The following is a 25619-nucleotide window of genomic DNA, read 5'->3' on the forward strand; positions in this document are numbered from 1 at the left end:
ATATCATGGCGTCTCGATGCGTTTTCGGGGCGCCGTCTGCGCGTGCCCTTTCGTCGCGGCGCGCGCGTGTCGCATGAACTGTGAACGATACAGGGGATTTCACATGCTCAAGCATTGCAGCGGCGCGTCGATCGGCGCGCTGGCAATCGCTATTGTCTCGCCGGCCATGGCCCAGCAGGCACCGGCCCAACCGCAAACCCAAACCCAGCGCCAGGGCGGCGTCAGCGAGATCGTCGTCACCGCCACCCGGCGCACCGAGAACCTCCAGGACGTGCCCGTCTCAGTCAACGCGCTGGACTCGCGCGAGCTCGACCGGCTCAACGTCAACACCTTCGACGACTATTTGAAACAGCTGCCCAACGTCACCGCTGGCGGCGGCGGCCCGGGCCAGAACACGATCTACATCCGCGGCCTTGCCTCGACGACGCCCAACCTCACGGTTGCGGGCGTCTCGGGCCTTGCCCCCAACGTCTCGATGTACCTCGACGAGCAGCCGCTGGCACAGCCGGGTCGCAATCTCGACGTCTACGCCGCCGACCTCCAGCGCATCGAGGTCCTCTCGGGTCCGCAGGGCACGCTGTTCGGCGCCAGCTCGCAAGCGGGCGTAGTGCGCATGATCACCAACAAGCCCGACCTTTCGGGCTTCGACGCCTCGGCCAAGGCGGGTGCGGCGTTCACCAAGAAGGGTGATCCCAGCTACAACGGCGAGTTCATGATCAACCTGCCGGTCAGCTCGAACTTCGGCCTGCGCGCCGTGGTCTACGTTGACGACCAGGGCGGCTACATCGACAACGTGCACGGCTCGGTCACCGCGCAGGACAGCGCGCGCTTCCGTTCGGCGGGCACGGTGCGCCAGAACGGCACCGTCGTCAGCGCCGACCGCGCGGGCTTCCAGGCCGGGCAGGACCTGTCGGGCGTCAACTTCATGGCCGCCGACAACCAGGCCCTGGTACAGGACGATTTCAACGGCACGACCTACAAGGGCTTCCGCCTGAGCGCGCTGTGGGAAGTGACCCCGGACTGGACGATCAACCTCTCGCACACCCGCCAGAACGTCGATTCCGACGGCGTGTTCTACGCCGACCCGGAGCTGGGCCTCGAGGATCCCTCGATCCAGCGCTACTCGCCCGACCGGCTCGAGGACGACTTCTCGAACACCGCCTGGACCGTCGAAGGGCGCCTGGGCATGCTCGATGTGGTCTACAACGGCGCCTACACCGACCGCGTGACCGACCAGACGGTGGACTACACCGACTACCTCTATGTCGGCCAGTACCTGCCCTACTACATCTGCGACGGCTCGGTGTCCTACCCCGGTTCGGCCGCGCCCTCGGGCACCTGCCAGGCGCCCAACCTCTACGTGCGCACGCATAGCCGCACCAAGGAGATCACCCAGGAGCTGCGCCTCTCGACGCCGAGCGAGAACCGCCTGCGCGCCACGGGCGGCGCGTTCTGGTCGAAGACGGTGCTCAAGGAACGGGGCGACTTCATGTACCCGGGCAGCCAGTACGTCGACCTGTGGGGCCAGACCGGCTTCCCGGCCAATGGCAACTTCCCCGGCGCCTGGTCGAGCACCGACGAGGCCATGCCTGCGGGCGGCATCTTCCGCAACGACGTGAAGCGCACCGACGAGCAGTTCGGTCTCTTCGGCCAGGTCGACTACGACGTCGTGCCCGACCTGCTCTCGGCCAGCTTCGGCATGCGCTATTACGATGTCTCGGTGGACCTCACCGGCACCGCCAACAGCTCGTTCTGCAACGCGGGCGGCACCGACGTGAACGCGTTTGGAACCAACCTCAGCGACCTCTACGACGGCGATGGCGAATATACGTTCGTGGGCACCTGCGGCGATGCGCTGGGCACGACCTTCACCAAGGGCCAGTCGGTCGAGGACATCATGGGTGCCGGACTCACCGAGGCGCAAGCAACGCAAGTGTTCAACGCGCTGTCTGCGCCCGACAAGGCACGTGACAAGGGCGTGATCTTCAAGGGTACGGTCTCGCTGACCCCGGCCGACGGGGTCATGTTCTACGCCACTTACTCCGAGGGCTTCCGTCCGGGTCTGCTCAACCGCCCGGGCGGCGCGACCAGCTCGTCGGGCTACACGGTGCCCTTCGCGCTCCAGTCGGACACGGTGAAGAACTACGAGATCGGCTGGAAGACCGAGCTGTTCGAGCGCCAGCTGCGCTTCAACGCGAGCGCCTTCTACCTCGACATCCAGAACCTGCAGACCACGATCTTCGATCCGAGCATCACCAACCTGACCTTCTCGGACAACGCGGCCGATGCGCGCAGCTACGGCATCGAAGGCGACTTCACCTTCGCGCCCTACGCGGTGCCGGGTCTCACGCTGGCAGGCGCGTTCTCGTTCCTCGATTCCAAGGTGACCAAGGTCCTTACCCCCACCGACACGGTGAAGAAGGGCTCCTCGCTCGCCTACGCGCCCCCGTTCCAGGGTAACCTTCGGGCGCGCTACGAGTGGGATCTTGCCGATGGCATCGTCGCCCACGTGATGCCGCAGGTGACGCATTCGGCGCACAAGTACACCGACATCGTCACGATCAACCGGCTGCGCCTTGAAGGTTACACCACGGTCAGCCTCGCGGCGGGGATCGAGAAGGACAACTGGAACGTCGAGATCTACGGCGAGAACCTGACCGACAAGCGCGCGCAGGTTTCCGGCAACTTCTACTTCGACCGCGCCCGCGTGGTCATCAACCGCCCGCTCACCGTGGGCGTGCGGATGGGCTGGCACTACTGAGGCCCATCGCGCCAGCGCGGCAGGTCATGGCGGCAGGCAGGGGCTGGGCCCTTGCCTGCCGCTTCGCCGTGCGCAAGGAGAACCCGTCATGAGCGATGCACGCACCTTGCCCGGCGAAGATCCCGCCGCCCGCCTTGCAGCCCACCTCGCGCAAGGCCAGAAGGCCCTCCAGGCCGGCCGCTTCGAGGATGGGCTGGCCGAGGCCCGCACGGCGCTGGAAGGCACGCCCGACAGTGCCGATGCGCTCTATCTCGCCGCCGTCGCCTGCCGTTACCTCGCGCGGTTCGAGGATGCGAACGGCTTTCTCGAACGCCTGCTCGCCGTCAGCCCCGAGTACGGGCGCGCCTGGCAGGAGCACGGCCATCTGGCCCGCTCCCAAGGCAGGGACGATGCCGCTATCGCCGCCTATGCGCGCGCCGTGCGCTACAATCCGGCGCTCGAGGCCAGCTGGCGCGCGCAGGGCGATCTCCTCGCCGCGCAAGGCCGCCCCGCCGAAGCCGAGGCCGCCCACGCGCAAGGTCGCCGCATCGCCGCCCTGCCGCGCGAACTCGTCGCGGTGATGAACCACCTTCACGAAGGCCGCCTGCTGCGCGCCGAGGACTTCTGCCGCCATTACCTGCGCGCCCATCCGCGCGATGTGGAAGGCATGCGCCTCCTCGCAGAGATCGGCGCGCGCCTGGGCATTCTCGACGACGCCGAATTCCTGCTTGAAAGCGCGGTCGGCTTCGCGCCGGATAACGTCCAGTTGCGGCTCGACTACATCCAGGTCCTGCGCAAGCGGCAGAAGTTCGCGCAGGCCCTCGGCCAGGCCGAGCATCTCTACGCCCGCGACCCCGCCAATCCGCTTTTCGCCTCGCACCTCGCGATCGAGGCGATGCAGACCGGCGACTATGCCCGCGCCTTCGCGCTGTTCGACGAAGTGCTCGAACGCGTGCCCGGCGATCCCGCGACGCTCACCAGCAAGGGCCACGCGCTCAAGACCACCGGCGCGCAGGACGCCGCGGTCGCCAGCTACCGCGCGGCGATCGCGGAAAAGCCCGATCACGGCGATGCCTGGTACGCGCTCGCCAATCTCAAGACGCTGCGTTTCGCGGCCGGGGAACGCGACGCCATGCGCGCCCAGCTGCAGCGCAGCGACCTTGGCTTCATGGACCGCGTCCACCTCGAATTCGCGCTGGCCAAGGCCTGCGAGGACGCGGGCGAATTCGCCGAGGCCTTCGCGCATTACGAACGTGGCAACGAGCTCAAACGCCGTCAGACCCGCTACGATGCCGACCGCATGAGCGCCGAGCTTGCCGCACAGGCCGCCAGCGCCACGCCCGACCTCTTCGCGCGCAACGCAGGTCACGGCTGCCCCGCCCCCGACCCGATCTTCATCGTCGGCCTGCCGCGCGCGGGCTCGACGCTGCTTGAACAGATCCTCGCCTCGCATCCGATGGTCGACGGTACGCTGGAACTGCCCGACATCCTCGCGCTTGCCCACCGCCTGCGCGGCCGCCATGCGGGCACCTCGCGCTATCCCGAGGTACTCCACGACCTCGCCCCCGAGCAGCTCGAGGCGATGGGGCGGGGCTATATCGAGAGCACGCGCATCCACCGCCAGGGCGCGCCCTTCTTCATCGACAAGATGCCCAACAACTTCCGTCACATCGGCCTGATCCACCTGATCCTGCCCAACGCGAAGATCATCGATGCGCGCCGCGCGCCGCTCGATTGCTGCTGGTCGGGCTTCAAGCAGCTCTTCGCCGAAGGGCAGGAGTTCACTTATGGCCTCGCCGAAATCGGGCAGTACTACGCCGACTACGTGAGGCTCATGGATCACTGGCAGGCGGTCCTTCCCGGCGCGATTCTAAGCGTGCAGCACGAGGACGTGCTGGCCGATCTGGAAGGTCAGGTGCGCCGCATGCTCGACTACCTGGGCCTCCCCTTCGATCCCGCCTGCCTGGCGTTCCACCAGACCGATCGAGCCGTGCGCACGGCCAGCTCCGAACAAGTGCGCCGCCCGATCAACAAGGCCGGTGTCGATGCCTGGAAACCCTATGCCGACCACCTGGAGCCTCTTCGACGTCAACTGGCAGATGTCGCCCCAGACTAAAGTCCTTATGGCCACCCCTGGGTAAAGCGTAGCCACACTCTGCATCCAAACCACCAAAGTCGGTGGCCTTGAGATTGTGCGCAATGAGAAAAGGGGATTTTCCGTCAGCAAGCAGCCCGCGACGGTCATTACCGGCGGAAGGCCTCAGACACATCGGGCCGGCAACGGGTCTCCCCGTACCGGCCCGAAGCGCTGAAACCATACGCTTACCAGGTGAAGCTGAGCGTCCCCTGCACCGTCCGGCGGTTGCCGTACCAGCACCAGCTATAGGCGGCATAGCAGCTCGTCAGGTACTTCTTGTCGAACAGGTTGCTGGCGTTGAGGCTCACGCTCGCGCCTTCGAAGCCAGTGCCCAGCTTGGCGAGATTGTAGCGCAGCAGCGCGTCGAACACGGTGTAGCTGGGCGTGCTGTAGGCGGTCCCGTCGGTGGCCAGACCGGCATAGGTGCTGTCGACGTGGCGCATGGCACCGCCGATGGTGAGGCCCTCGGCCGGGCCGCTGCGCGGCGCCCAGTTGAGGTTCACGCTGGTGCCGCCCTTGCCCACGACCGCAATCCCGCGGCCGACGAGATCCGGATCGGAATCTTCGACGTCCTTCACGTCCTGCGTGCTGAAGGCGACGCGGAAGTCGAAGCCGTAGGGCAGCGAACCACCGGCTTCGAGCTCGAAGCCCTTCGAGCGCACCTTGCCCACTTGCGTCGCGGCATACGTCACCGGCGCGTAGACCAGGAGGTTGGTCTGCTCGATGTGGAAATAGGCGCCCGAAACCAGGATGTCGGTGCCCGGGATCAGGTACTTAGCGCCGAATTCGTACTGCTTGCCAAGCGAAGGCGTGGCCAGCGAGCCATCTTCGAGTTCTGCAGCCTGCGGGTCGAACGAGGTCGAGTAGCTGGCGTAGGGCGAGAGGCCCAGGCTCGTCTTGTAGAGCGCGGCCGCGCGCCAGGTGAACTTGGTATCCTTGGTGACCTGGCCGTCGACTTCGGCGCGGGCCCAGTCGTGACGTCCGCTCAGCAGTACGCGAAGATCGCCCAGCGAGATCTGGTCCTGCGCGTAGATGCCCTGCTGGCGCTGGCGCGCGACGGTCAGCGTAGGATCGACATAGCCATCGAGGCTGTAGTTGATCACGTCGTAGGGGCTCGCAGGCGTCGCCATCGTGCCATAGACAGGATCGTAGGCGTCGATCGAAGTGGCGCCCCCGAAGGCGTAAAGCTCGCGCGAATGCCCGACCTGACGGTCGACACCGAACATCAGCTCATGAACAAGCGGACCGGTGCGCACTTCGCCGGTCAGGCGGTTGTCGATCACCCAGCTGTTGAGCTGTTCGTGTGTGGCATAGGACGAACGGCCGTAGAGCGTGGGATCGCTTTCCGAATCGGCCTGCGGCCCGGAGGTATAGACGATACCCAGGTCGCTCTTCACGTACTGGTAGCGCCCGGCCGAATGGAACTTCCAGCCGCCACCGAAGTCGTGGTTGAACATGTAGGTCACGCCCATCTGCTCGCGACTGAAATAGTCGTTGGGCTCGCCGCCGTAGAACGAGGTCGGCAGGTCGCCGTCCGCCCCGGTGTTGTCGATCAGCGTGCCCACCAGCGGGAAAGCGCCGTAGTTGCCGTTATAGGGGTCGTGCGAATAGGCCGCCAGAATGGTTAAGTCGGTCGAGCTGCCTGCCCCCAGCGTAACTGCCCCCGAGAGAGTCTGGCGTTCGCGCTTGCCGAAGTCCTGCTGGGTGTCCGCACCATTGGCGCTGCCGTAAAGCCGCCAGAGCACGCCCTGGCCGAGCTTGCCGCCGACGTCGCCATCCACGCGGTACTGGTCGTAGCTGCCATAGCTGGCCGAGACCGCGCCGTAGAAATCGCGATCGATCGGCAGCTTGCTCTGCTCGTTGACGAAGCCGCCCGGGCTCGACGCGCCGTAGAGCGCCGAGGCCGCGCCCTTGACGACCTCGATGCGGTCGATGCGCGAAACGTCGACTTGCGGCGAGGCGTAGCCGGTCGGGCTGGTGAAGAGCTTGAGGCCGTCGAGGAAGGTCGGCACGTCGAAGCCGCGCAGCTTGAACTGGTCGTAGACTTCGGCGGAGGAACCGCGCGTTTCCGGCGTGACGCCGGCAACGAAGCGCATCGCCTGGTTGAGGTTCTGGATGGCGAGATCGGCCAGCATCTTCGAATCGATCTCGGTGACCGATTGCGGCGTCTCGGACAGCGGCAGGTCGGACTTGGTCCCCGCGCTGGCGAGGTTGATCGCGCGGTCGCCGGTGACCACGATCTCGTCGCGTCGTGCGCTTCCGGTCGCGGAATCGACCGTGGCGTCGGCGCTCTCGGCATCCGCTGCCGTCGCCTTGGCCGAGAGCGCACCCGAGCCCATCACGAGGCCCGCCACGCCCAGCAAGAGTGAGCCCCGCGTAGAGATTTTCACAAACATTTCAGACGCCTTCCTGGAAAGAACTGGCGGCGCACTACTCCTAATGATAATCAATCGCAACTTTTTTGCGAAGGAGCCCGCATTCGTGGAAGCGGAACCTCGCCATCCACGCATCACCGGGTGGAAGGCGGCCGGAAACGCGAATGCGTGGGCTTGACAATGCACCGATGCAGGAGGTGTCAGGCAAATGCCGGGGCGCGAGGGTTGCTGCCCGGAAAAGGCCTGCACCTCAGCCCGGTTGCGAAGGTCCGAAGCGCGCGATCAGGTCGTAGGCTTCGCCGACGAAGAGCAGGCGTACGTTGGTGATGCCTTCCGCCCCGCGCCAGGTTCGCCGCTCCACGCACAGGCATGGCGTCCCCGGCACGACTTTGAGGTGATCGGCTTCCGAAACGCTCGCCCCCACCGCGCTGATCCGGTTCTCCGCCTCAGTCCAGGGAACGTGCTGGAGCAGCCAGCTACCCGGCGACTCGTGCAGGAAGTCCGCCTCGGCATATGCGGGGACGGCATCGGCGCTGACGAGCCGCCGCTCGATCGCGAGCGGCACACCATCGGCCTCGTGCAGACCGTCGACTTCGACGAGATCCCCGCCGCCGGCAAGCGCGCCTTCGGCGGGACGTTCGGGATCGGGGCGGCGGCGCGCGCGGCGCAGCAGGACATAACGGTAGCTCTGCCCACGTCCGCGCACTTGCGCGGCAAGGTCGGGCACGTCGAGCACCATCGAATGGACCTTGGGACGCGCGACGAACGTGCCCGCGCGCTTGCGCCGGTCGATCAGGCCCGCCTGCGCCAGCGCGCTAAGCGCCTTGTTCACCGTCATACGCGAACAGCCGTAGGCAACCATCAGCTCCTGCTCGATGGGAAGGCGCGCGCCCGGCGCCAGTTCGCCCGAGAGGATGCGCCCCTCGAAATCGGAACGGATGCGTTCCTGCAGCGGTATCTTCACGCGAGAAGTCTTTCGAGAGTGGCGGTGTAACGCGCCTGAAAAGCGGCCCGATTGTGGTGTTTTCCGCTGGTTACCAGCTTTTCTCCGCGCCGCCATACGCAATCGACGCCCTCGCGCCCCGCCGCGAAGACAAGGGCATCGAGACGCGCATCGCCGCAGCGTCCCACCATCGAGGGATGCCCGGTGTCGAGCGTGACGATATCCGCGCTGTGGCCAGGGGCGATCCCAGCCGGCGCGCCGAGCGCGCGCGCGCCACCCGCGAGCGCCCCTTGGTACAGCGCCGCGCCGCTCGACGCACCGGGCGTGCGCACCAATACGTTGCGCGCCCGCCCGGCCAGACGCTGCCCGTATTCGAGCAGGCGAAGTTCCTCGCTGGCATCGATCCGCACGTTGGAATCGCTCCCGATCCCGAAATGCCCTCCCGCCTCGAGGAACCGCGCGGCCGGAAACAGCCCATCGCCCAGGTTCGCCTCGGTGATCGGGCACAACCCCGCCACCGCGCCCGAGCGGGCAAGGCCCTGCGTTTCGTCAGGCGTCATGTGCGTGGCATGGACCAGGCACCAGCGCGCATCGACCTTGGCGTTCGCCAGCAACCATTCGACCGGGCGCGCGCCCGACCAGGCGAGGCAGTCCTCCACCTCGCGCAGCTGCTCGGCGATGTGGATATGCACCGGCCCCTCACCCGCGAGCGCTTCCAGCGCACGCAATTCCTCGGGCGCCACCGCGCGCAGCGAGTGCGGCGCAAGGCCCAGCACCGCATCGGGCAAGGGCGCAAGCGCCCCCCGGCTCGCATCGAGCAGCCGCACGAAGCCGTCAAGATCATGCAGGAAGCGCCGCTGCCCATCGCCCGGCGGCAGGCCGCCGAAGCCGGAATGCGCGTAGAAGACCGGAAGCAAGGTGAGCGCGATGCCGGTCTCGCTCGCAGCAGCGGCGATGGCGGCGGCCATCTCGGCCCGGTCCGCATAGGCCGAGCCATCGGGGGCATGGTGCAGATAGTGAAACTCGCCCAGTCGGGTGAAACCGGTCTCGAGCATTTCGACGCAGGCCATTGCGGTGATCGCATGGAGGTCCTGCGGACCAAGCGCGCGCACGAAGCGGTACATGGTCTCGCGCCAGGTCCAGAAACTGTCCGCGCTCTCGCCGCGCCATTCGGCGAGACCTGCCATGCCCCGCTGGAAGGCATGGCTGTGCAGGTTGGGCATGCCCGGCAACGCGCAGGCGTGGCGCTCGTCGTCCGCCTCCATCGCTGCATCCGACTCGAGCGTCTCCACGCGGCCTTCGCGCACGGTCACACGTACGTTGCGCGCCCAACCGGTCGGCAGCAGCGCCTCGTCGAAAAACAGTCCGGGACAGGGCCTTGCCACCGCTTCGCCCATCGCAGATCTCCTTGTTTGCAAATTTTGTCTATACATTAATAACGAACACTGCAATCAGCGAGAGGCCAAGGACGCGGACAACGACACGACGGGATTCGACCGATGGAGATCGACACACTCTGGACCAACGCCCGGCTCGCCACGATGGCCGAGCCACGCGGGACCGGCGATGCCCTGGGCACGATTGCGAACGGTGTGATCGCCGCACGCGCAGGCCGCATCATCCACGTCGGCCCTGCGACCGGGGCGCCCGCCTTCGCCGCACAGCGCACGATCGACTGCGCAGGGCGCTGGATCACGCCCGGGTTGGTCGATTGCCACACGCACCTCGTCTTCGGCGGCAACCGTTCGCACGAATTCGAGATGCGTCTCGAAGGGGCAAGCTACGAAGAGATCGCGCGCGCCGGGGGCGGCATTGTCTCGACCATGCAGGCCACCCGCGCGGCGGGTGAGGACGAACTCGTCGCCAGCGCCCTGCCCCGTCTCGACGCCTTGCTGGCCGAGGGCGTCACCACGATCGAGATCAAATCGGGCTACGGGCTCGACGTCGAGAGCGAGCTGTCGCTGCTGCGCGCCGCCCGGAAACTCGGCACGCTTCGCCCGATCCGCGTGGTGACGACCTTCCTCGGCGCCCACGCCCTGCCGCCCGAATTCGCCGGCAATCCGGACGGCTACATCGACCTCGTGTGCACCCGAATGCTGCCGCGCGTGGCCGAGGAAGGGCTCGCCGACGCGGTCGATGCCTTTTGCGAGGGCATCGGCTTTTCGCCCGAACAGACGCGGCGCGTGTTCGATGCGGCGCGCGCGCTGGGCCTGCCGGTCAAGCTTCACGCCGAGCAGCTTTCCAATCTTCACGGCGCCCGGCTCGCGGCGAGCTACGGCGCGCTTTCGGCCGATCACCTCGAGCACCTCGACGAAGACGGCATTGCCGCGATGGCGCAGAGCGGCACCGTCGCAACCCTCTTGCCCGGCGCCTTCTATTTCTGCCGCGAGACCAGACTGCCCCCGGTCGCAGCCTTGCGCGCGGGCGGCGTGCCGATCGCGCTTGCGACCGACTGCAACCCGGGCACCTCGCCGCTGACCTCGCTGCTCCTCACCCTGAACATGGGCGCGACGCTGTTTCGCCTGACCGTGCCCGAATGCCTGGCTGGCGTCACGCGCAACGCCGCGCGCGCGCTGGGCCTGGCCCACGAACTGGGCACGCTCGAAGTGGGCAAGGCCTGCGACCTTGCCATCTGGGACATCGAGCGCCCGGCCGACCTTGTCTACCGCATGGGGTTCAATCCCCTCCATGCGCGCATCTGGAGTGGAAAATGACCCAAGTCCTGCTGATCCCCGGCGCGGTAAGCCTGGCCGATTGGCGCGCGATCTACCGCGGCGCCGCGCTCAGCCTCGACCCGTCCTGCGCGCCCAAGGTCGCGGCGAGCGCGGCGGCGATTGCGCGCATCCTTGCCAAGGGCGAGCCCGTCTACGGCATCAACACCGGCTTTGGTAAGCTTGCCAGCGTGCGCATCGCGGACGAGGACCTCGCCGTGCTCCAGCGCAACATCGTGCTCAGCCACGCGGCAGGCACCGGGGCGCCCTCGCCGGTTCCCGTGATCCGCCTGATGATGGCGCTCAAGCTCGCCAGCCTCGCGCAAGGGGCCTCGGGCGTGCGCCGCGAAACGCTCGCCCTGCTCGAGGCGATGCTGGCCAAAGGGCTGACCCCGGTGGTGCCGTGCCAGGGCTCGGTCGGCGCGAGCGGCGATCTGGCCCCGCTCTCGCACATGGCCGCAACGATGATCGGCGTGGGCGAAATCTTCGTGGGAGACGCGCGCCTTCCCGCCATCGAGGCGCTCGAACGCGCCGGACTTGCCCCGCTCGAACTCGGCCCCAAGGAAGGCCTTGCGCTTCTCAATGGCACGCAGTTCTCGACCGCCAACGCGCTGGCCGGACTGTTCGAGACCGAATTGCTGTTCCGCTCCGCGCTTATCACCGGCGCGCTTTCGACCGAGGCCGCGAAGGGCTCGGACACCCCCTTCGATCCGCGCATCCACGCGCTGCGCCGCCATCGCGGCCAGATCGAGGTGGCCGACGCGCTGCGCGCGCTGATGGCCGGCTCGGCGATCCGCGCCAGCCACGTCGAAAACGATGCACGCGTGCAGGACCCCTATTGCCTACGCTGCCAGCCCCAGGTCATGGGCGCCGCGCTCGACGTGCTGCGCCAGGCCGCGACGACGCTCGAGATCGAGGCCAACGGCGTCTCGGACAACCCGCTGATCTTCCCGGAAGCCGACGAAGCCCTTTCGGGCGGCAACTTCCACGCCGAACCCGTCGCCTTCGCCGCCGACATGATCGCCATGGCCGTGTGCGAGATCGGCTCGATTGCCGAGCGGCGCCTCGCCATGCTGATCGACCCCGCGCTTTCGGGCCTGCCCGCCTTCCTCACCCCGCGGCCCGGGCTCAATTCGGGTTTCATGATCCCCCAGGTGACGGCGGCCGCGCTGGTCTCGGAGAACAAGCAGCGTGCGTTCCCCGCCAGTGTCGATTCGATCCCGACTTCGGCCAACCAGGAGGACCACGTCTCGATGGCCGCACACGGCGCGCGGCGCCTGATGGAGATGGCCGAGAACGCGACCGCCGTGCTCGGCATCGAGCTTCTCGCCGCCGTGCAGGGGATGGAGTTCCACGCACCGCTCGCCTCCTCGGGCGCGCTCGAGGCCGCGCGCACGCTGCTGCGCACCCAGGTTCCCGCGCTGGCCGACGACCGCCACTTCCACCCCGACATGGAGGCCGCCAACGCGCTGATCCGCTCGGGCGCGCTCGCGGCCGTCGCCGACACGTTGCTGCCCGAGGTCTCATGACCGATTGGCTGGACATCCATCGCGGGGAGGCGCCGCTCCTCGTCGCCTTTCCGCACACCGGCACCGAGCTCGCAGACGCGGAAGGCGCGTTCGTCTCGCCCTGGCTTGCGCGGCGCGATGCCGACTGGTGGGTGGATGAACTTTATGCCTTTGCCCGCGATCTCGGCGCCACGACGGTGCGCACGCGCATTTCGCGCAGCGTGATCGACGTCAACCGCGACCCTTCGGGTGCCTCGCTCTATCCGGGGCAGGCAACGACCGAACTGTGCCCGACGACCACTTTCGACGGTCAACGGCTCTACGCCCATGCCGCGCCGGACGAGGCCGAAATTGCGCGGCGCCGCACGCTCTGGTTCGATCCCTACCATTCCGCCCTGGGAGACGAACGCACGCGCCTTCGCGACGCGCACGGCAAAGTCGTGCTCTACGACGCGCATTCGATCCGCAGCGCGATCCCGCGCCTGTTCGACGGTGAACTGCCCGTCTTCAACCTGGGCACCAACGGCGGCGCGACCTGCGACCCCGCGCTCGAAGCCGAAATCGCTACGCTCTGTGCCGCCTCGGGCCTGCCGCACGTCGTCAACGGCCGCTTCAAGGGGGGCTGGACCACGCGCCATTACGGACGGCCCGCCGAAGGCTTCCACGCGGTGCAGATGGAACTCGCCATGCGCGCCTACCTCAACGAGCCCGAAGCGCCCGACGAAACCAACTGGCCCGCCCCCATCTCGCCCCCACGCGCCGCCACCCTCACCCCGATCCTGCACGACGTGCTCGAAGCCTGCCTCGCCTTCGCCCGTTCCTGACCTGAAGGAAAATGCCCATGACCCGTCTCGACAACGCCCGCGTGATCAAGCCCGCGACCGGCACGACGCTCACCGCGAAATCCTGGCTCACCGAAGCGCCGATGCGCATGCTGATGAACAACCTCCACCCCGACGTCGCCGAGCGCCCCGAAGAGCTGGTCGTCTATGGCGGCATCGGGCGCGCCGCGCGCGACTGGGAAAGCTACGATAAAATCGTCGAGACCCTCAAGCGCCTGAACGAGGACGAGACCCTGCTGGTCCAGTCGGGCAAGCCGGTCGGCGTGTTCCGCACCCACGCCGATGCGCCGCGCGTGCTCATCGCCAATTCGAACCTCGTGCCCAACTGGGCCAACTGGGAGCATTTCAACGAGCTCGATAAGAAGGGTCTTGCCATGTACGGCCAGATGACCGCGGGCTCGTGGATCTACATCGGCGCGCAAGGGATCGTTCAGGGCACTTACGAGACTTTCGTCGAGATGGGCCGCCAGCACCACGGCGGCGATCTTGCGGGCAAGTGGCTGCTGACGGCGGGGCTTGGCGGCATGGGCGGCGCGCAGCCGCTCGCGGCCGTCATGGCAGGCGCCTCGTGCCTGGCCATCGAATGCCAGCCAAGCCGCATCGAGTTTCGCCTGCGCACCGGCTACCTCGACCGTTCGGCGACCACCATCGAGGAGGCCATGGCGATCATCGAGGAGGCCAATGCCGCGAAGAAGCCGGTCTCGGTCGGCCTGCTCGGCAACGCCGCCGAGATCCTGCCCGAACTCTACGCGCGCGGCATCCGCCCTGACCTCCTGACCGACCAGACTTCGGCGCACGATCCGTTCAACGGCTACCTCCCCGCCGGATGGAGCGTGGCCGAATGGATGGAAAAGCGCGAGAGCGATCCCGCCGCCGTTGCCCGGGCGGCGCGCGCCTCGATGGCGACCCACGTCAAGGCCATGCTCGCCTTCCAGGCCGACGGCGTGCCCACCACCGACTACGGCAACAACGTCCGCCAGATGGCCTTCGAGGAAGGGGTCGCGGACGCCTTTGCCTTCCCCGGCTTCGTGCCCGCCTATATCCGCCCGCTGTTCTGCCGGGGCGTCGGGCCCTTCCGCTGGGCCGCGCTTTCGGGCGATCCCGAGGACATCTACAAGACCGATGCCAAGGTGAAGGAGCTGCTGCCCGACGACACGCACCTGCACACCTGGCTCGACATGGCGCGCGAGAAGATCCAGTTCCAGGGCCTGCCCGCGCGCATTTGCTGGGTGGGCCTGGGCGACCGCCACCGGCTCGGCCTCGCCTTCAACGAGATGGTCGCGAAAGGTGAACTCAAGGCCCCGGTCGTGATCGGGCGCGACCACCTCGATTCGGGCTCGGTCGCCTCGCCCAACCGCGAGACAGAGGCCATGAAGGACGGTTCGGACGCCGTCTCCGACTGGCCGCTCCTCAATGCCCTGCTCAACACGGCGAGCGGCGCGACCTGGGTCTCGCTCCACCACGGCGGAGGTGTGGGCATGGGCTTCTCGCAGCACGCGGGCATGGTGATCGTCGCCGACGGCACCGAGGCCGCCGCCAAGCGTCTTGAGCGAGTGCTCTGGAACGACCCGGCGACCGGCGTCATGCGCCACGCCGATGCGGGCTACGCGATCGCACTCGACTGCGCGCGCGAGAAAGGCCTCGACCTGCCCGGCATAACCGGGTGAGCGGGGCCCTGCGGCCTGCATGGCGCGGGGTTGGAGCCTAAGGCGTTTCCCCGCGCGCGTTGGCTAGCACACCGGGCGATCAGTCCTTCCAACTGCGCGCTGAGAGCGCGACCGTGACCGGCTCGCCCAGATGCTCGGCATCCTCGCCCAGCGCGAAGGCATAGGTTCCGCGCGCGATCGTCCAGCCCTTGCCGTTCCAGTCGGCCAGAAGCCGCGGATCGATCGTGACGGAGACCTCGCGGCTTTCCCCCGGGGCCAACTCCACCCGGGCGAAACCGACCAGCCGCTGGCGCGCCTTGCCATTGCGACTTACCAGATAGACCTGCGCCACGTCGGCCCCGGCGCGCGCGCCGGTGTTCGTGACATGAAATCGCGCGGTTGCGCCATCGCTGGCAAGCCCGCCCGCGGCGAAGCGGCTATAGCTCAACCCGTAGCCGAACGGGAACAACGCCTTCTTTCCCTCGCGCGCGTTCCAGCGATAGCCCAGGTCCGAACCCTCGATGTCGTAATTGACGCTCAGCCGTGTATCGGGCGTCGGTGGATCGCCCGCGAAGTTGGGGTCGAGCGTGGCAAAGCCGTCGACCTTGGGACGGGGCAGATCGGCCTCGCTCGCCGGGAACGTGATCGGAAGGTGTCCCGAAGGGTTGGTCTCGCCGAACAGGACCGAGGCGATCGCATCGGCCCCGCGCGCGCCCGGATACCAGGCCTCGAGCACGGCGGCGGTCTTGTCCAGCCATGGCATGATCACGGGATTGCCCGTCTCAAGGACGACGATCGTGCGCGGGTTGGCCGCGCTGACCGCAGCGATCAGCGCGTCCTGCCCCTCGGGCAGGGTCAGGTCGGGTTGGTCGGCCCCTTCCGTCGCCCACTTGGTGGCGAAGACGATCACGATTTCGGCCTCGCGCGCGAGGTTCACCGCATCCGAAATGTAGCGTCCATTGGCGTAGCGCACCCGTGCCTCGGGAGCCATTTCCCGGATCGCCTTCAGCGGAACCGACCGCTGGAACTGCTGGGTGATGAAGGCGGCGAAGGGCCCCTCCCCACCCATCGGGATCGATGCCGCCGGGCCGCCTTCGCCCTGCACCTGGCTGGAACCCGCGCCCGAGAGAACACCTGTGTCCGCGTACCCGCCGATCACGGCGATACTTTTGGCCGAGCGCGCCAGCGGCAAGACATCGCCTTCATTGCGCAAGAGCACGATGCCCTGCTTCGCGGTCTCGAGCGCGACAGCCCCATTCGCGGCAAAATCGATCGGCTGTCCCGGCGTCGCGGAATGCGCATCGAGGCCATTGGCGTAGATCGCCCAGAGGATGCGCCGGTTCATGTCGTCGAGCCGCCGGGCATAGCGCGGATCGGCCTTGGCCGCCGCCGCCAGCTTGTCGGCGAAAAAGACCGCCGGGTCGAGCTGCTCGCCCGATTGCTGGTCGAGGCCGTTCAGCGCCGCGTCGAGCCCCGGCACCGCGCCCCAGTCCGACATGACGAAGCCCTTGTAGCCCCAGTCGCGCTTGAGCACGGTGTTGAGCAGGTAATCGCTCGAACAGGCCTGGTGGCCGAGCACACGGTTGTAGGCGCACATGACCGCGCCCGGATTGCCGATCTCGAGGCCGATCTGGAAGGCCAGCAGGTCGCTCTCGCGCGCGGCGGCATCGGAGATGCGGACGTCGGCGAACTTGCGCCCGGTCTCCTGGCCATTGAGCGCGAAATGCTTGATCGTCGAGATGATGTGGTTGGACTGAATGCCCGCGATGGCATTGCCCACGAGCACGCCCGAAAGCAGCGGGTCTTCCGAGAAATACTCGAAGGTGCGCCCATTGCGCGGATCGCGCATGAGATTGGTGCCGCCCGCCAGCAGCACGTTGAAGCCCTTGGCGCGCGCTTCCGAGCCGATCATCGCTCCGCCCTCGCCCAGCAGGCCCGGATTCCACGAAGACGCCATCGCAAGGCCCGAGGGCAAGGCCGTGGCGCCGTCGCCGCGCGCACCCATCACCCAGGAAACCCCCAGGCTGGCATCGGTCTCGCGCAAGGACGGGACGCCGAGCCGCGCGATCCCCGCGATGTAGCCCGCACCGACCACCGCGTCCGCCGGCAGTTCCAGTGGCCCCATCAGTGGCATGGCCAGCGGCCCGTGCGTGAGCACTGTCTTTTCCTCGGGTTGCATGCGCTCGAGCGTCGCTTGCGCGCGCGCTTCGGGGCTGGCGGGGGAGGACGTCGCGGATTGCGCCGCGACATGGGCCGGGGCTAGCACCGCGGCCAGGGCCAGACCGGCCGCTCCGAAAATGAGATCGCTTCGCGTCATCGGGAAGTTCCTTGGAATTTCAGCGCGTGGCGCAAGGGTGCCAACGTGCGGGGACCGGCATGACCGGGGAACAAACATGCCGGGCGCGGGGAGGAACCGCGCCCGGCGCCCCTCGTCGGATGGTGGAGAGAGCGGGACGAGGGGGAGAGCTATGGTGCGACCCGAGGCTCTTAGAACGTCATGCCGGCTCGCAGGCCGTAAGTACGGGGCGCCTCGATCCAGGCCGTCGCGGCCAGGCCCGAGGATGCCCCGGCCAACGTGATCTCGTTTTCGAGGTTCTTCACGTAGGCCTGGATGTAATAGCGATCCTCGGGTGCCTTGTAGGTCGCCGTCAGGTCGCTCTTGTGGAACGAGGGCTGGCGAAACTGCGAGAGATTGTTGAGGTCGGCCATGAAGTACTCCGAACTGAACTGCATGCGTCCGCCCACGTCGATCTGGGCGCCGCTCGCCAGCGGGAACGTGTGGGTATAAGCCACGGTCGCGGTGTACTTGGGCGAGTGATCGAGTGCCTTGCCCGACCAGCTGAAGTCGGGATAGTTGGTCGCATCCGGCGTGAAGTCGGCATAGCGCGCGTTGGTGTAGGCGAAGGTCAGGTCGACCCGGTCGTCCATGCCGGGCTGGATCGTCGATTCCAGTTCCACACCGTCGACCTTGGAACTGGCCGCATTGCGGATCAGCGTTGCGGGAACGGGCACGGTGACCACCTGGCTGACCTGCATGTCACTGTAATCGTAGTGGAAGACGGCACCAGTCAGGCGGAAAGCCGAACCGAAACGGAACTTGAAGCCCGCCTCGTAGGCCGTCAGCATTTCCGGATTGAAGTAAAGCGCGTCCTCGGTCAGCGCGCAGCCGACACCCGAGCCGGTCACGCAGCCGTCGTTGAAGCCACCCGCCTTGTAGCCGGTCGACACCGAACCGTAGATAAGCCCGAGACCCGGCGCATCGTAGTCGACGCCGATCTTCCAGGTGGTCTTCTTGAACGTGCGCGAGGCGATGTTTTCGTTGAGCACGCAGCGCAGCTCACCACAGATGCTGGTGTCGGTATCGGCGAAATCGACCACGGTCGCCCCGTTGCGTGACTTGGCATCCTGCGTGTAGCGCAGCCCTCCGGTAAGGTGCAGGTCGGGCGTGATGTCGTAAGTCAACTGGCCGAAGGCCGCCTTCGAAACCGACTTGGTCGGGTCCTGCGGAAAGGCGAAATTGGTCGCCCCGGGAACGACCATGCTCGACAGCGGGCTACCCAGGCCGAACTCGAGACCACTGGTCTCGCGGAAGTAGTAGAGGCCCGCCTGCCCATGGAGCGGATTTCCGGTGCCGAAGGCCATGCGCAGCTCGTGCGAGGACTGCGCGAAGTGCCCGGAGAACTGCGCCGGATTGTTGAGCACGCCAAAGAGCAGCAGGTTGCGCACGTCCTGGCGCTTGGACTCGCGGTAGGAACCGAGATAGGTCAGCTGCAAGGGGCCGAAGTCATAAGTGAACTCGCCCATGACCCCGTAGGTCTTGTTGTCGCGCGCATTGCGGTATTCGGGCGCCACGGTCAGAGTGCGCTGCTCGTCGGCGGAAAGACGCACGTACTGCGGGTCGACGGTCGGCACGAGCGCGTCGGGGAAGAAGCGATCGAGCGTGACCCCGTTGCCGTTCACCCCCGACCCCTTGGTCCGCGAATAGTCCGCGACGATGACGAAATCGAGCTTCGAGCCGATCGTACCGCCCAGCGAAAGACGCCCCGACAAAGTTCTGGCATAAGGATCGTTGTCGTAGGCCGGATCGCCGTCGATCTTGTAGTAGGGGTCCTGCTGGTGGTAGTTCACCGCCGCGCGCAGGGCGAGGCTCTCGGTCAACGGAGTGTTGATCACCCCGGTCGCGTCGACCGTGTTGAAATTGCCGTAACCACCATCGAACTTCGCCTCGAAGTCGTCCTTGGGCCGGGCGGAAAGGACGTTGATGACGCCCGCGGTCGTATTGCGCCCGTAGAGCGTGCCCTGCGGCCCGCGCAGGACTTCGACGCGCTCGAGATCGTAGAAGCTGCCCAACATGTCGGCAGGACGCGCGATGTAAACCCCGTCCTTGAGGAATGCGGCCGAGGGATCGCCCTTCTCGGTGGTGTCGGTGCTCGTCACGCCACGGATCGAGATGCGCATGGCATCGCCGTTCTCGTTGAGCGCGACGTTGGGGACCATCTGGCCGAGCGAGCGCGCGTCGGTGATGCCGACGTCACGCAGCGTGTCGGCGCTGATCGCCGACATCGTCACCGGGGTCTTCGAAAGGACGGTGGCCACGCGGTTGGCCGTGACGATGATGTCGCCGTTCGCGACGTCCTGCGCCTGGGGTTCGGCCCCGGCTTCCTGCGCCTGGACGGATTGCGCCATGCAAATCGTGAGGCAGGCAACGCCAGCCAGCAAACATGCCCTCATCGGACCCTCTCCTGTTATCTCCGCTTCTTTGGCGAAGCGGTTGAGCCCAGAAATGGTCGGGATTGACAGCGCTGTCAAGACAGCGTTGTCAATCTAGTACCTTAGTACTATGCTTGAGTTCTTGCGTTGCACCGCAAACTACACCTAGAAAAGCACCGGCTCCACGGCCACGATACGAAAAAGACCAGATAATCTGGTCACTTCAAGACGGTAGAGCATGAGCGATCGGGAGAACGGCCAGACCACGCAACCGCGTGCCACGATGCAGGACGTGGCGCGGGCGGCTGGCGTCTCGCTCAAATCCGTGTCCCGCGTGATCAACGCCGAACCGCATGTCTCGCAAAAGCTTCTGGACAAGGTCCAGGCGGCGATCCACGAACTGCGCTATGTCCCCGATACCGCGGCCCGCTCGCTCGCCGGCCAGCGCCATTTCATGCTCGGCGTCCTGCTCGACAACCCCAGCCCACACTACACTATGCGCCTGGTGGCGGGCGCCTACGAGGCGTGCCGCCAGCATCGCTACACGCTCCAGTTCGACAACATCTATGCCGCGGAAGGGCCCGGTCACCAGGCCGAACGGATCGAGCAGATCCTGCACTCCAGCCGGCTCGACGGCATGATCCTGACGCCCCCGACTTCCGATGTGCCCGAACTGCTCGACAGTCTGGAGCGCAAGGGCCTGCCTTATGTTCGGATCGCGCCCGGACAGGACACGGAGCGCTCCGCCCGTGTCACCGTCGACGACCGCGACGCGGTACGGCAAGTGGCGGACTATTTCTGGGAACGCGGCCACCGCCGCTTCGGACTCGTTCGCGGACTGTGGTCGCACCCCAGTTCGCGGATCCGCCGCGATGCCTTCGTCGAACGCCTGCGCAGCCATTCACCCGATGTCAGCATCATCGAGGCCGACGGCGACTACACGTTCGAAGGCGGCCTGCGTGCGGGCGAGGAACTGCTCTCGGCGCGGCGTCCCGCCACCGCCGTCTTCGCCTCCAACGACGACGGCGCCGCAGGCGTCATGACGGCCGCGATGCGCCTGGGGTTGAAAGTGCCACACGACGTCTCGGTAATCGGCTTTGACGACAGTTGGGTGGCCAAATCGGTCTGGCCCAGTCTCACCACCGTGCGCCAACCGCTCGAGGAAATGGGCCATGCCGCCGCGCAGATGCTGATCTCGCGCGCGCTTGGCGGCCACCACGGAACGTTCGCGAACCGCCATTTCGAGCATCGCTTCATCGAACGCGGAACGGTCCGAACGATCGCCTGAAGCTGTCCGCCCCGGGCTTGCCCGAACCCACCACGACCCGCGCAAAGGCTCCGCACATGGCAAAGCCCTCCCCCTTCCTGAAATCCGCCTCCTGTGTCTCCGGCGTGCTGGGCCTGCTGACCGCAGGACTCATGGTCTCCGGCGCGGCGAATGCCCAGCCGACGCCGGATCACCCCGTCCTGCCCGACACGATCCTCTTCGGTGCCGCCTACTACGACGAGTACACGCCATCCCCGCGCGCCGAGGAGGACGCACGGATGATGAAGGAGGCAGGGATCACCGTGGTCCGGATCGCCGAGAGCACCTGGAGCACGCTCGAACCCGAACCGGGCCGGTTCGACTTCACCAGCATCGATCGCACGCTCGCCGCGATGAACCGCAACGGCATCAAGGTGATTATCGGCACCCCGACGTACGCGATCCCGACCTGGCTCGCCAAGGCCCACCCCGACGTGCTCGTCACCCGCAAGGACGGCCAGGCCAAGTACGGCCCGCGCCAGAACATGAACATTACCAACCCCGCCTTTCGCGAGGCCGCGCAGCGCGTGATCGTGGCGCTGATCGACCACGTGCGCGACGATCCGGCGGTGATCGGCTACCAGCTGGACAACGAGACCAAGGCCTACGGCGTCGCCGGGCCGGACGTGCAGGCCGCCTTCCAGGCCCGGATGCGCCAGCGCTTCGGGACGACCGAGGCGATGAACCGCGCCTTCGGCCTCGACTACTGGAGCAATCGCATCAACCGCTGGGACGACTTTCCCGACGTCACCGGCACGATCAACGCGAGCCTTGGCAACGCCTTTGCCCGCTTCCAGCGCGGGCTCGTCACCGATTACCTCGCCTGGCAGGCCGCCCTCGTGCGCGCCCACGCCCGCCCCGACCAATGGCTTACGCAGAATTTCGATCTCGACTGGCAAGGCTATTCCTATGGCGTCCAGCCCGAGGTCGACCACTGGCGGGCCGCGCGCAGCCTCGACGTCGCGGGCATCGACATCTACCACCCGAGCCAGGCCCAGTTGACCGGAGCCGAGATCGCCTTTGGCGGCGACCTCGCCCGTTCGATCAAGGGCGGGCGGAACTACCTCGTCATGGAAACGCAGGCGCAGGGCTTCCCGAACTGGACGCCCTGGCCCGGGCAGTTGCGCCTGCAAGCCTACAGCCACCTCGCCAGCGGCGCGAACATGCTCGCCTACTGGCACTGGGCGAGCACCAGCGCGGGGTTCGAGACGTACTGGAAGGGCCTGCTCTCGCAGGACTACGCTCCCAACCCCGTGCTCGCCGAAGCCGCCACGGTCGGGCATGATCTCCAGCGCCTTGGGCCGCGCCTCGTCAACCTCAAGAAGACCAACGAGGTCGCCATCTACGTCAGCAACGAGGCGCTCACCGCGATGGATTCCTTCGCCTTCGTCTCGGGCGGCAAACCGCGTTACAACGACGTCGTGCGCACCCTCTACGACGCGCTCTACCGCCAGAACATCGAGGCCGACCTGATCTCGCCCGACCTCGACACCGACCTCTCGCGCTACAAGCTGATCGTGGTGCCCGCGCTCTACGCGGCGAGCGATGCGCAATTGGCCCGACTGAACGCCTATGCCAAGGCTGGCGGGCACCTGCTCTACACCTTCAAGAGCGGCTTCTCGAACGAGGACACCCGCGTGCGCGCCGAAAGCCAGCCGGGCGGGATCGCGGCGGCGGCGGGCGTCACCTACAGCCAGTTCACGATCCCCACCGATACCGCGCTCGAGGGCGATCCCTACGCGCTGGGGGAGGCGAACAAGGTCACCGGCTGGATGGAACTGCTCCAGCCCACGACCGCTTCGGTGCTCGCACGCTACACCGGTCCCGCCTGGACCGGTACCCCGGCGCTGACCCGGAACGCATACGGGCGCGGCGACGTGACCTACCTTGGGTTCCTTCCTTCGCCCGAACTCGCCGAAAAGATCCTCGCCCAAGCCGCCACGCACGCGGGTCTCGCGGCCAGTCCCCTGCACTGGCCGCTCATCGAGCGCTCGGGCGTTCCGGCAAGCGGCAAGCGCGTTCACTACCTGCTGAACTATTCGGCGCAGCCCCGGGTCGCCGAGCCGCAGTTGCCGGCATCCCGCGACCTCCTGACCGGAAAGGCGCTCGCGGCCAGTGGATCGCTCCGTCTCGAACCGTGGGGAGTGGCCATTCTCGAGGAGAATTGATCCCCCCGGCTACGCACTTGCGGCAATATTCGCTGCAGGTGCGCAGCCCCCGGAACGCCAGCCCTGTCTTGTGCATTTGTCTCATATCGCCGTCACCCAGGAAGCAGGCAGGCAAAAAGCAATGCGTGAGCGTCTAGTCGTCGTATCGAACCGCCTGCCGATGGGAGATACCCCTTCCGGCGGGCTCGTGGTCTCGCTCCACGACGCGCTGGCCGCCTCGGGAGGCTGCTGGATCGGTTCGCACCCCGAACCCGGCGACGACCAGGGCCAGTTCGAAGCGATCGGCGAGACCCCCTACCGCCGGCTCGCCTTCCGCCTCACCGACGCGGACATGGAAAACTACTACCTCGGCTTCGCCAATTCGGTGCTCTGGCCATTGTGCCATCGCCGCCCCGACCTCGTGCGGCTCGCCCCGGGGTACCGCGAGGGCTACGAGGCGGTGAACCGGCGGCTCGCGGCGATGATCGCACGCGAGGTCACCCCCAGCGACCTGATCTGGGTGCAGGACTACCACTTCATCCCGCTTGCGCGCGAACTGCGCCGGCTGGGGCTGGCCAATCGCATCGGCTTCTTTCTCCACATCCCCTTCCCGGTGCTCGCCGATCTCTCGATCATGCCGCAGCCCGAGCACTTCGCCGAGGACCTCGCGCACTACAACCTCGTGGGCCTGCAGACGCGCGGCGACGTCGCGCGCTGCCTCGAAATGTTCCGCGACGATCCGCGCGCCGAATTCATGACCGACGGCTCGATCAAGTTCGGCGAACACGTCGCGCAAGTGCGCTCGTTCCCGATCGGCATCGACCCCGCCACCTTTCGCGAGGAGGCCGAGCGCGAGGTGCCCGACCCGTTCGGTGGTGCGAGTCCCGATCTTTTCGCGATCGGGGTCGACCGGCTCGACTACAGCAAGGGTCTGCCCAACCGCTTTCGGGCCTTCGGCCGCTACCTCGAGACCCGCCGGGACAACACGCGCTCCGACGTTCGCCCCTGCCTCGTCCAGATCGCCCCGCCCACGCGCCAGGGCGTGGAAGCCTACGACGATATAACCGAAGAACTCCAAGGCCTCACCGGCAAGATCAACGGCCAGTTTGCCGAGCTTGACTGGACCCCGATCCGCTTCATCAACCGTTCGGTCGAGCGCCCCAAACTCGCGCGGCTGTTCCGCAAGGCGCGCGCCTGCCTCGTGACCTCGCTGGCCGACGGGATGAACCTGGTCGCCAAGGAATATGTCGCGGCGCAGGACCCGGATGACCCCGGTGTGCTCATTCTCTCACGCTTCGCAGGAGCCGCCGAGGACATGACGCAGGCACTCCTCGTCAATCCCTACGACATCGAAGAAATGGCGGGCGCGATCGACGCGGCATTCCGCATGCCGCTCGAGGAACGCCGCCGCCGCCACGAAAGCTCCCTCGAGGCCGTGAAGCGAACCGCGGCCATGCTTTGGGCGGAGAGCTTCCTCAAGGTCCTCAAGTCGAGCGTCACGACTTTCGAGCTTAGACCCGAGGGCGAAACGCCACTCCCCGCGTCGTGATCCTCGCCGGGCGCATGCCGCGTGCACGATGGCGCGAAGGCACATCAAGCCCTTCGCAAGACATCTTGGAATAAAGTGAGCGCGCACGTAAAATATGTTTTGAACACCAGCGCGCCTCATTGAAACAATATTCCAATGTCCACTTTTGAACAAACTTTTCAAGAATAAGCGCAAGTCATCGAGATATGTTCATTTTTGAACCAACTTTGAATTTTTTTACAATTTAGACCTTCAAATGAAGCTGATCTCACGCCATAATTGTGGGCATGGTGGAGTGGTCTTCGAAAATCGATCGTCGTGCAATGCTGATTACAGGAGCCGTGGGAGCCTTGGGTGTCCTCACCCGGCGCTCCTCGTTGCTCGATCCCGTGGGTCCGCAGGCACCGCCTGCCTCGCGTGCTCCTACCCCGCGTCCGGCCGCAAAGGCCGTTCCTGCCACGCCGAAGCCCGAATTCCCGCAATTCGCCGTCAATCCGCATCTGCTCGACAAGGCACGATCCGCGCTCGATAGGCATGGTCGCAAGATCGCGCATCGCGACCGGATCGCGCTGATCGACTTCACCGTCTCCTCTTCGAAGCAGCGCTTGCACCTGCTCGACCTCGAAGCCGGGACGGCCAAGCAGATGCTCGTCGCCCACGGATCAGGCTCGGACCCGGCGCACACCGGCTTCCTCGAACGCTTTTCCAACGTTTCGGGATCGAACGCCTCGAGCCGGGGGGCTTATGTCACGGCGGACTACTATGTCGGCAAGCATGGCCGCTCGCAACGCCTGCTCGGGCTCGACCCGACCAACGACAACGCCCTCGAACGCGCGATCGTACTGCACAGCGCCTGGTACGCGAACGAGGACATGCTGCGCTCGCATGGCATGCTCGGGCGCAGCCAGGGCTGCTTTGCGGTGGGCGAAAACTGCCTGTCCGAAGCCTTCGCCTTCCTCGGCGAAGGACGGATGATCTACGCCGACAGGGCCTGACCCTCGTGCCGGTGTGCGCCGACCATCGATG

Annotated in this window: 15 protein-coding genes; 10 read left to right on the plus strand and 5 right to left on the minus strand. The window is 66.7% G+C overall.

All coding sequences use genetic code 11. The features are described 5' to 3' along the window. Positions 1 to 103: 103 nt before the first annotated feature. Both HT136_RS19195 and HT136_RS19200 read left to right on the plus strand, forming a co-directional pair. A complete protein-coding gene (locus HT136_RS19195; RefSeq protein WP_214201445.1) occupies positions 104 to 2761 on the plus strand; it encodes a TonB-dependent receptor in 2658 nt (885 codons plus the stop codon). Positions 2762 to 2849: 88 nt separating this feature from the next. After that, positions 2850 to 4856 carry a tetratricopeptide repeat-containing sulfotransferase family protein gene (locus HT136_RS19200; protein ID WP_214201446.1) on the plus strand — a complete coding sequence of 669 codons (2007 nt, stop codon included), beginning with the start codon at positions 2850 to 2852 and terminating at the stop codon, positions 4854 to 4856. A gap of 206 nt (positions 4857 to 5062) precedes the next feature. Here the strand turns inward: HT136_RS19200 and HT136_RS19205 are convergent, their stop codons facing one another. The 3 genes from HT136_RS19205 to HT136_RS19215 all read right to left on the minus strand — a co-directional run bounded on the left by HT136_RS19205 (position 5063) and on the right by HT136_RS19215 (position 9592). Next, complete coding sequence (locus HT136_RS19205; RefSeq protein ID WP_214201447.1) at positions 5063 to 7273, minus strand: TonB-dependent siderophore receptor; 2211 nt, start codon at positions 7271 to 7273, stop codon at positions 5063 to 5065. Between the two features lie 229 nt (positions 7274 to 7502). Beyond that, on the minus strand, positions 7503 to 8216 hold the full coding sequence (gene hutC / locus HT136_RS19210) for a histidine utilization transcriptional repressor HutC (RefSeq protein WP_214201448.1): 714 nt from the start codon (positions 8214 to 8216) through the stop codon (positions 7503 to 7505). Further along, complete coding sequence (locus HT136_RS19215; protein ID WP_214201449.1) at positions 8213 to 9592, minus strand: formimidoylglutamate deiminase; 1380 nt, start codon at positions 9590 to 9592, stop codon at positions 8213 to 8215. The genes hutC and HT136_RS19215 overlap by 4 nt, the downstream gene beginning before the upstream one ends. Before the next feature lie 102 nt (positions 9593 to 9694). Between HT136_RS19215 and hutI the strand changes: the two genes are divergently transcribed. The 4 genes from hutI to hutU are packed head-to-tail and all read left to right on the plus strand — an operon-like array spanning position 9695 to position 14923. After that, a complete protein-coding gene (gene hutI, locus HT136_RS19220; RefSeq protein WP_214201450.1) occupies positions 9695 to 10909 on the plus strand; it encodes an imidazolonepropionase in 1215 nt (404 codons plus the stop codon). Further along, positions 10906 to 12435, plus strand: a complete 1530-nt coding sequence (hutH, locus tag HT136_RS19225) for a histidine ammonia-lyase (protein ID WP_214201451.1) — start codon at positions 10906 to 10908, stop codon at positions 12433 to 12435. Before hutI ends, hutH begins: the two co-directional genes overlap by 4 nt. Beyond that, positions 12432 to 13238 carry an N-formylglutamate deformylase gene (gene hutG, locus HT136_RS19230; RefSeq protein ID WP_214201452.1) on the plus strand — a complete coding sequence of 269 codons (807 nt, stop codon included), beginning with the start codon at positions 12432 to 12434 and terminating at the stop codon, positions 13236 to 13238. The genes hutH and hutG overlap by 4 nt, the downstream gene beginning before the upstream one ends. Positions 13239 to 13255: 17 nt before the next feature. Continuing rightward, entirely contained in the window at positions 13256 to 14923 is a 1668-nt protein-coding gene (gene hutU, locus HT136_RS19235; RefSeq protein ID WP_214201453.1) for a urocanate hydratase, read from the plus strand. Between the two features lie 79 nt (positions 14924 to 15002). Here the strand turns inward: hutU and HT136_RS19240 are convergent, their stop codons facing one another. Beyond that, the gene (locus HT136_RS19240) at positions 15003 to 17219 is read right to left on the minus strand and encodes a glycoside hydrolase family 3 C-terminal domain-containing protein (protein WP_214201454.1); all 2217 of its coding nucleotides are present in this window, start codon (positions 17217 to 17219) and stop codon (positions 15003 to 15005) included. A gap of 170 nt (positions 17220 to 17389) precedes the next feature. Next, positions 17390 to 19633 (minus strand): TonB-dependent receptor, encoded by a 2244-nt coding sequence (locus HT136_RS19245; protein WP_246543923.1) that lies wholly within the window; start codon positions 19631 to 19633, stop codon positions 17390 to 17392. A gap of 217 nt (positions 19634 to 19850) precedes the next feature. Here HT136_RS19245 and HT136_RS19250 point away from each other — a divergent pair, with 217 nt between their 5' ends. From HT136_RS19250 to HT136_RS19265, 4 genes are all read left to right on the plus strand, one after another. After that, positions 19851 to 20900: a LacI family DNA-binding transcriptional regulator gene (locus tag HT136_RS19250; protein ID WP_214201455.1), complete on the plus strand. Its 1050-nt coding sequence runs from the start codon at positions 19851 to 19853 to the stop codon at positions 20898 to 20900. A 56-nt stretch (positions 20901 to 20956) separates the two neighbouring features. Then, positions 20957 to 23086: a beta-galactosidase gene (locus HT136_RS19255; protein ID WP_214201456.1), complete on the plus strand. Its 2130-nt coding sequence runs from the start codon at positions 20957 to 20959 to the stop codon at positions 23084 to 23086. 121 nt (positions 23087 to 23207) lie between these two features. Then, positions 23208 to 24614, plus strand: coding sequence for an alpha,alpha-trehalose-phosphate synthase (UDP-forming) (locus HT136_RS19260; protein WP_214201457.1), 1407 nt, complete (start codon positions 23208 to 23210; stop codon positions 24612 to 24614). A 302-nt stretch (positions 24615 to 24916) separates the two neighbouring features. Continuing rightward, entirely contained in the window at positions 24917 to 25588 is a 672-nt protein-coding gene (locus tag HT136_RS19265; RefSeq protein WP_214201458.1) for a murein L,D-transpeptidase catalytic domain family protein, read from the plus strand. The last annotated feature ends 31 nt before the right edge of the window (positions 25589 to 25619 follow it).

The organism is Novosphingobium profundi (assembly GCF_018491765.1).
Taxonomy (GTDB): Bacteria; Pseudomonadota; Alphaproteobacteria; order Sphingomonadales; family Sphingomonadaceae; genus Novosphingobium; species Novosphingobium profundi.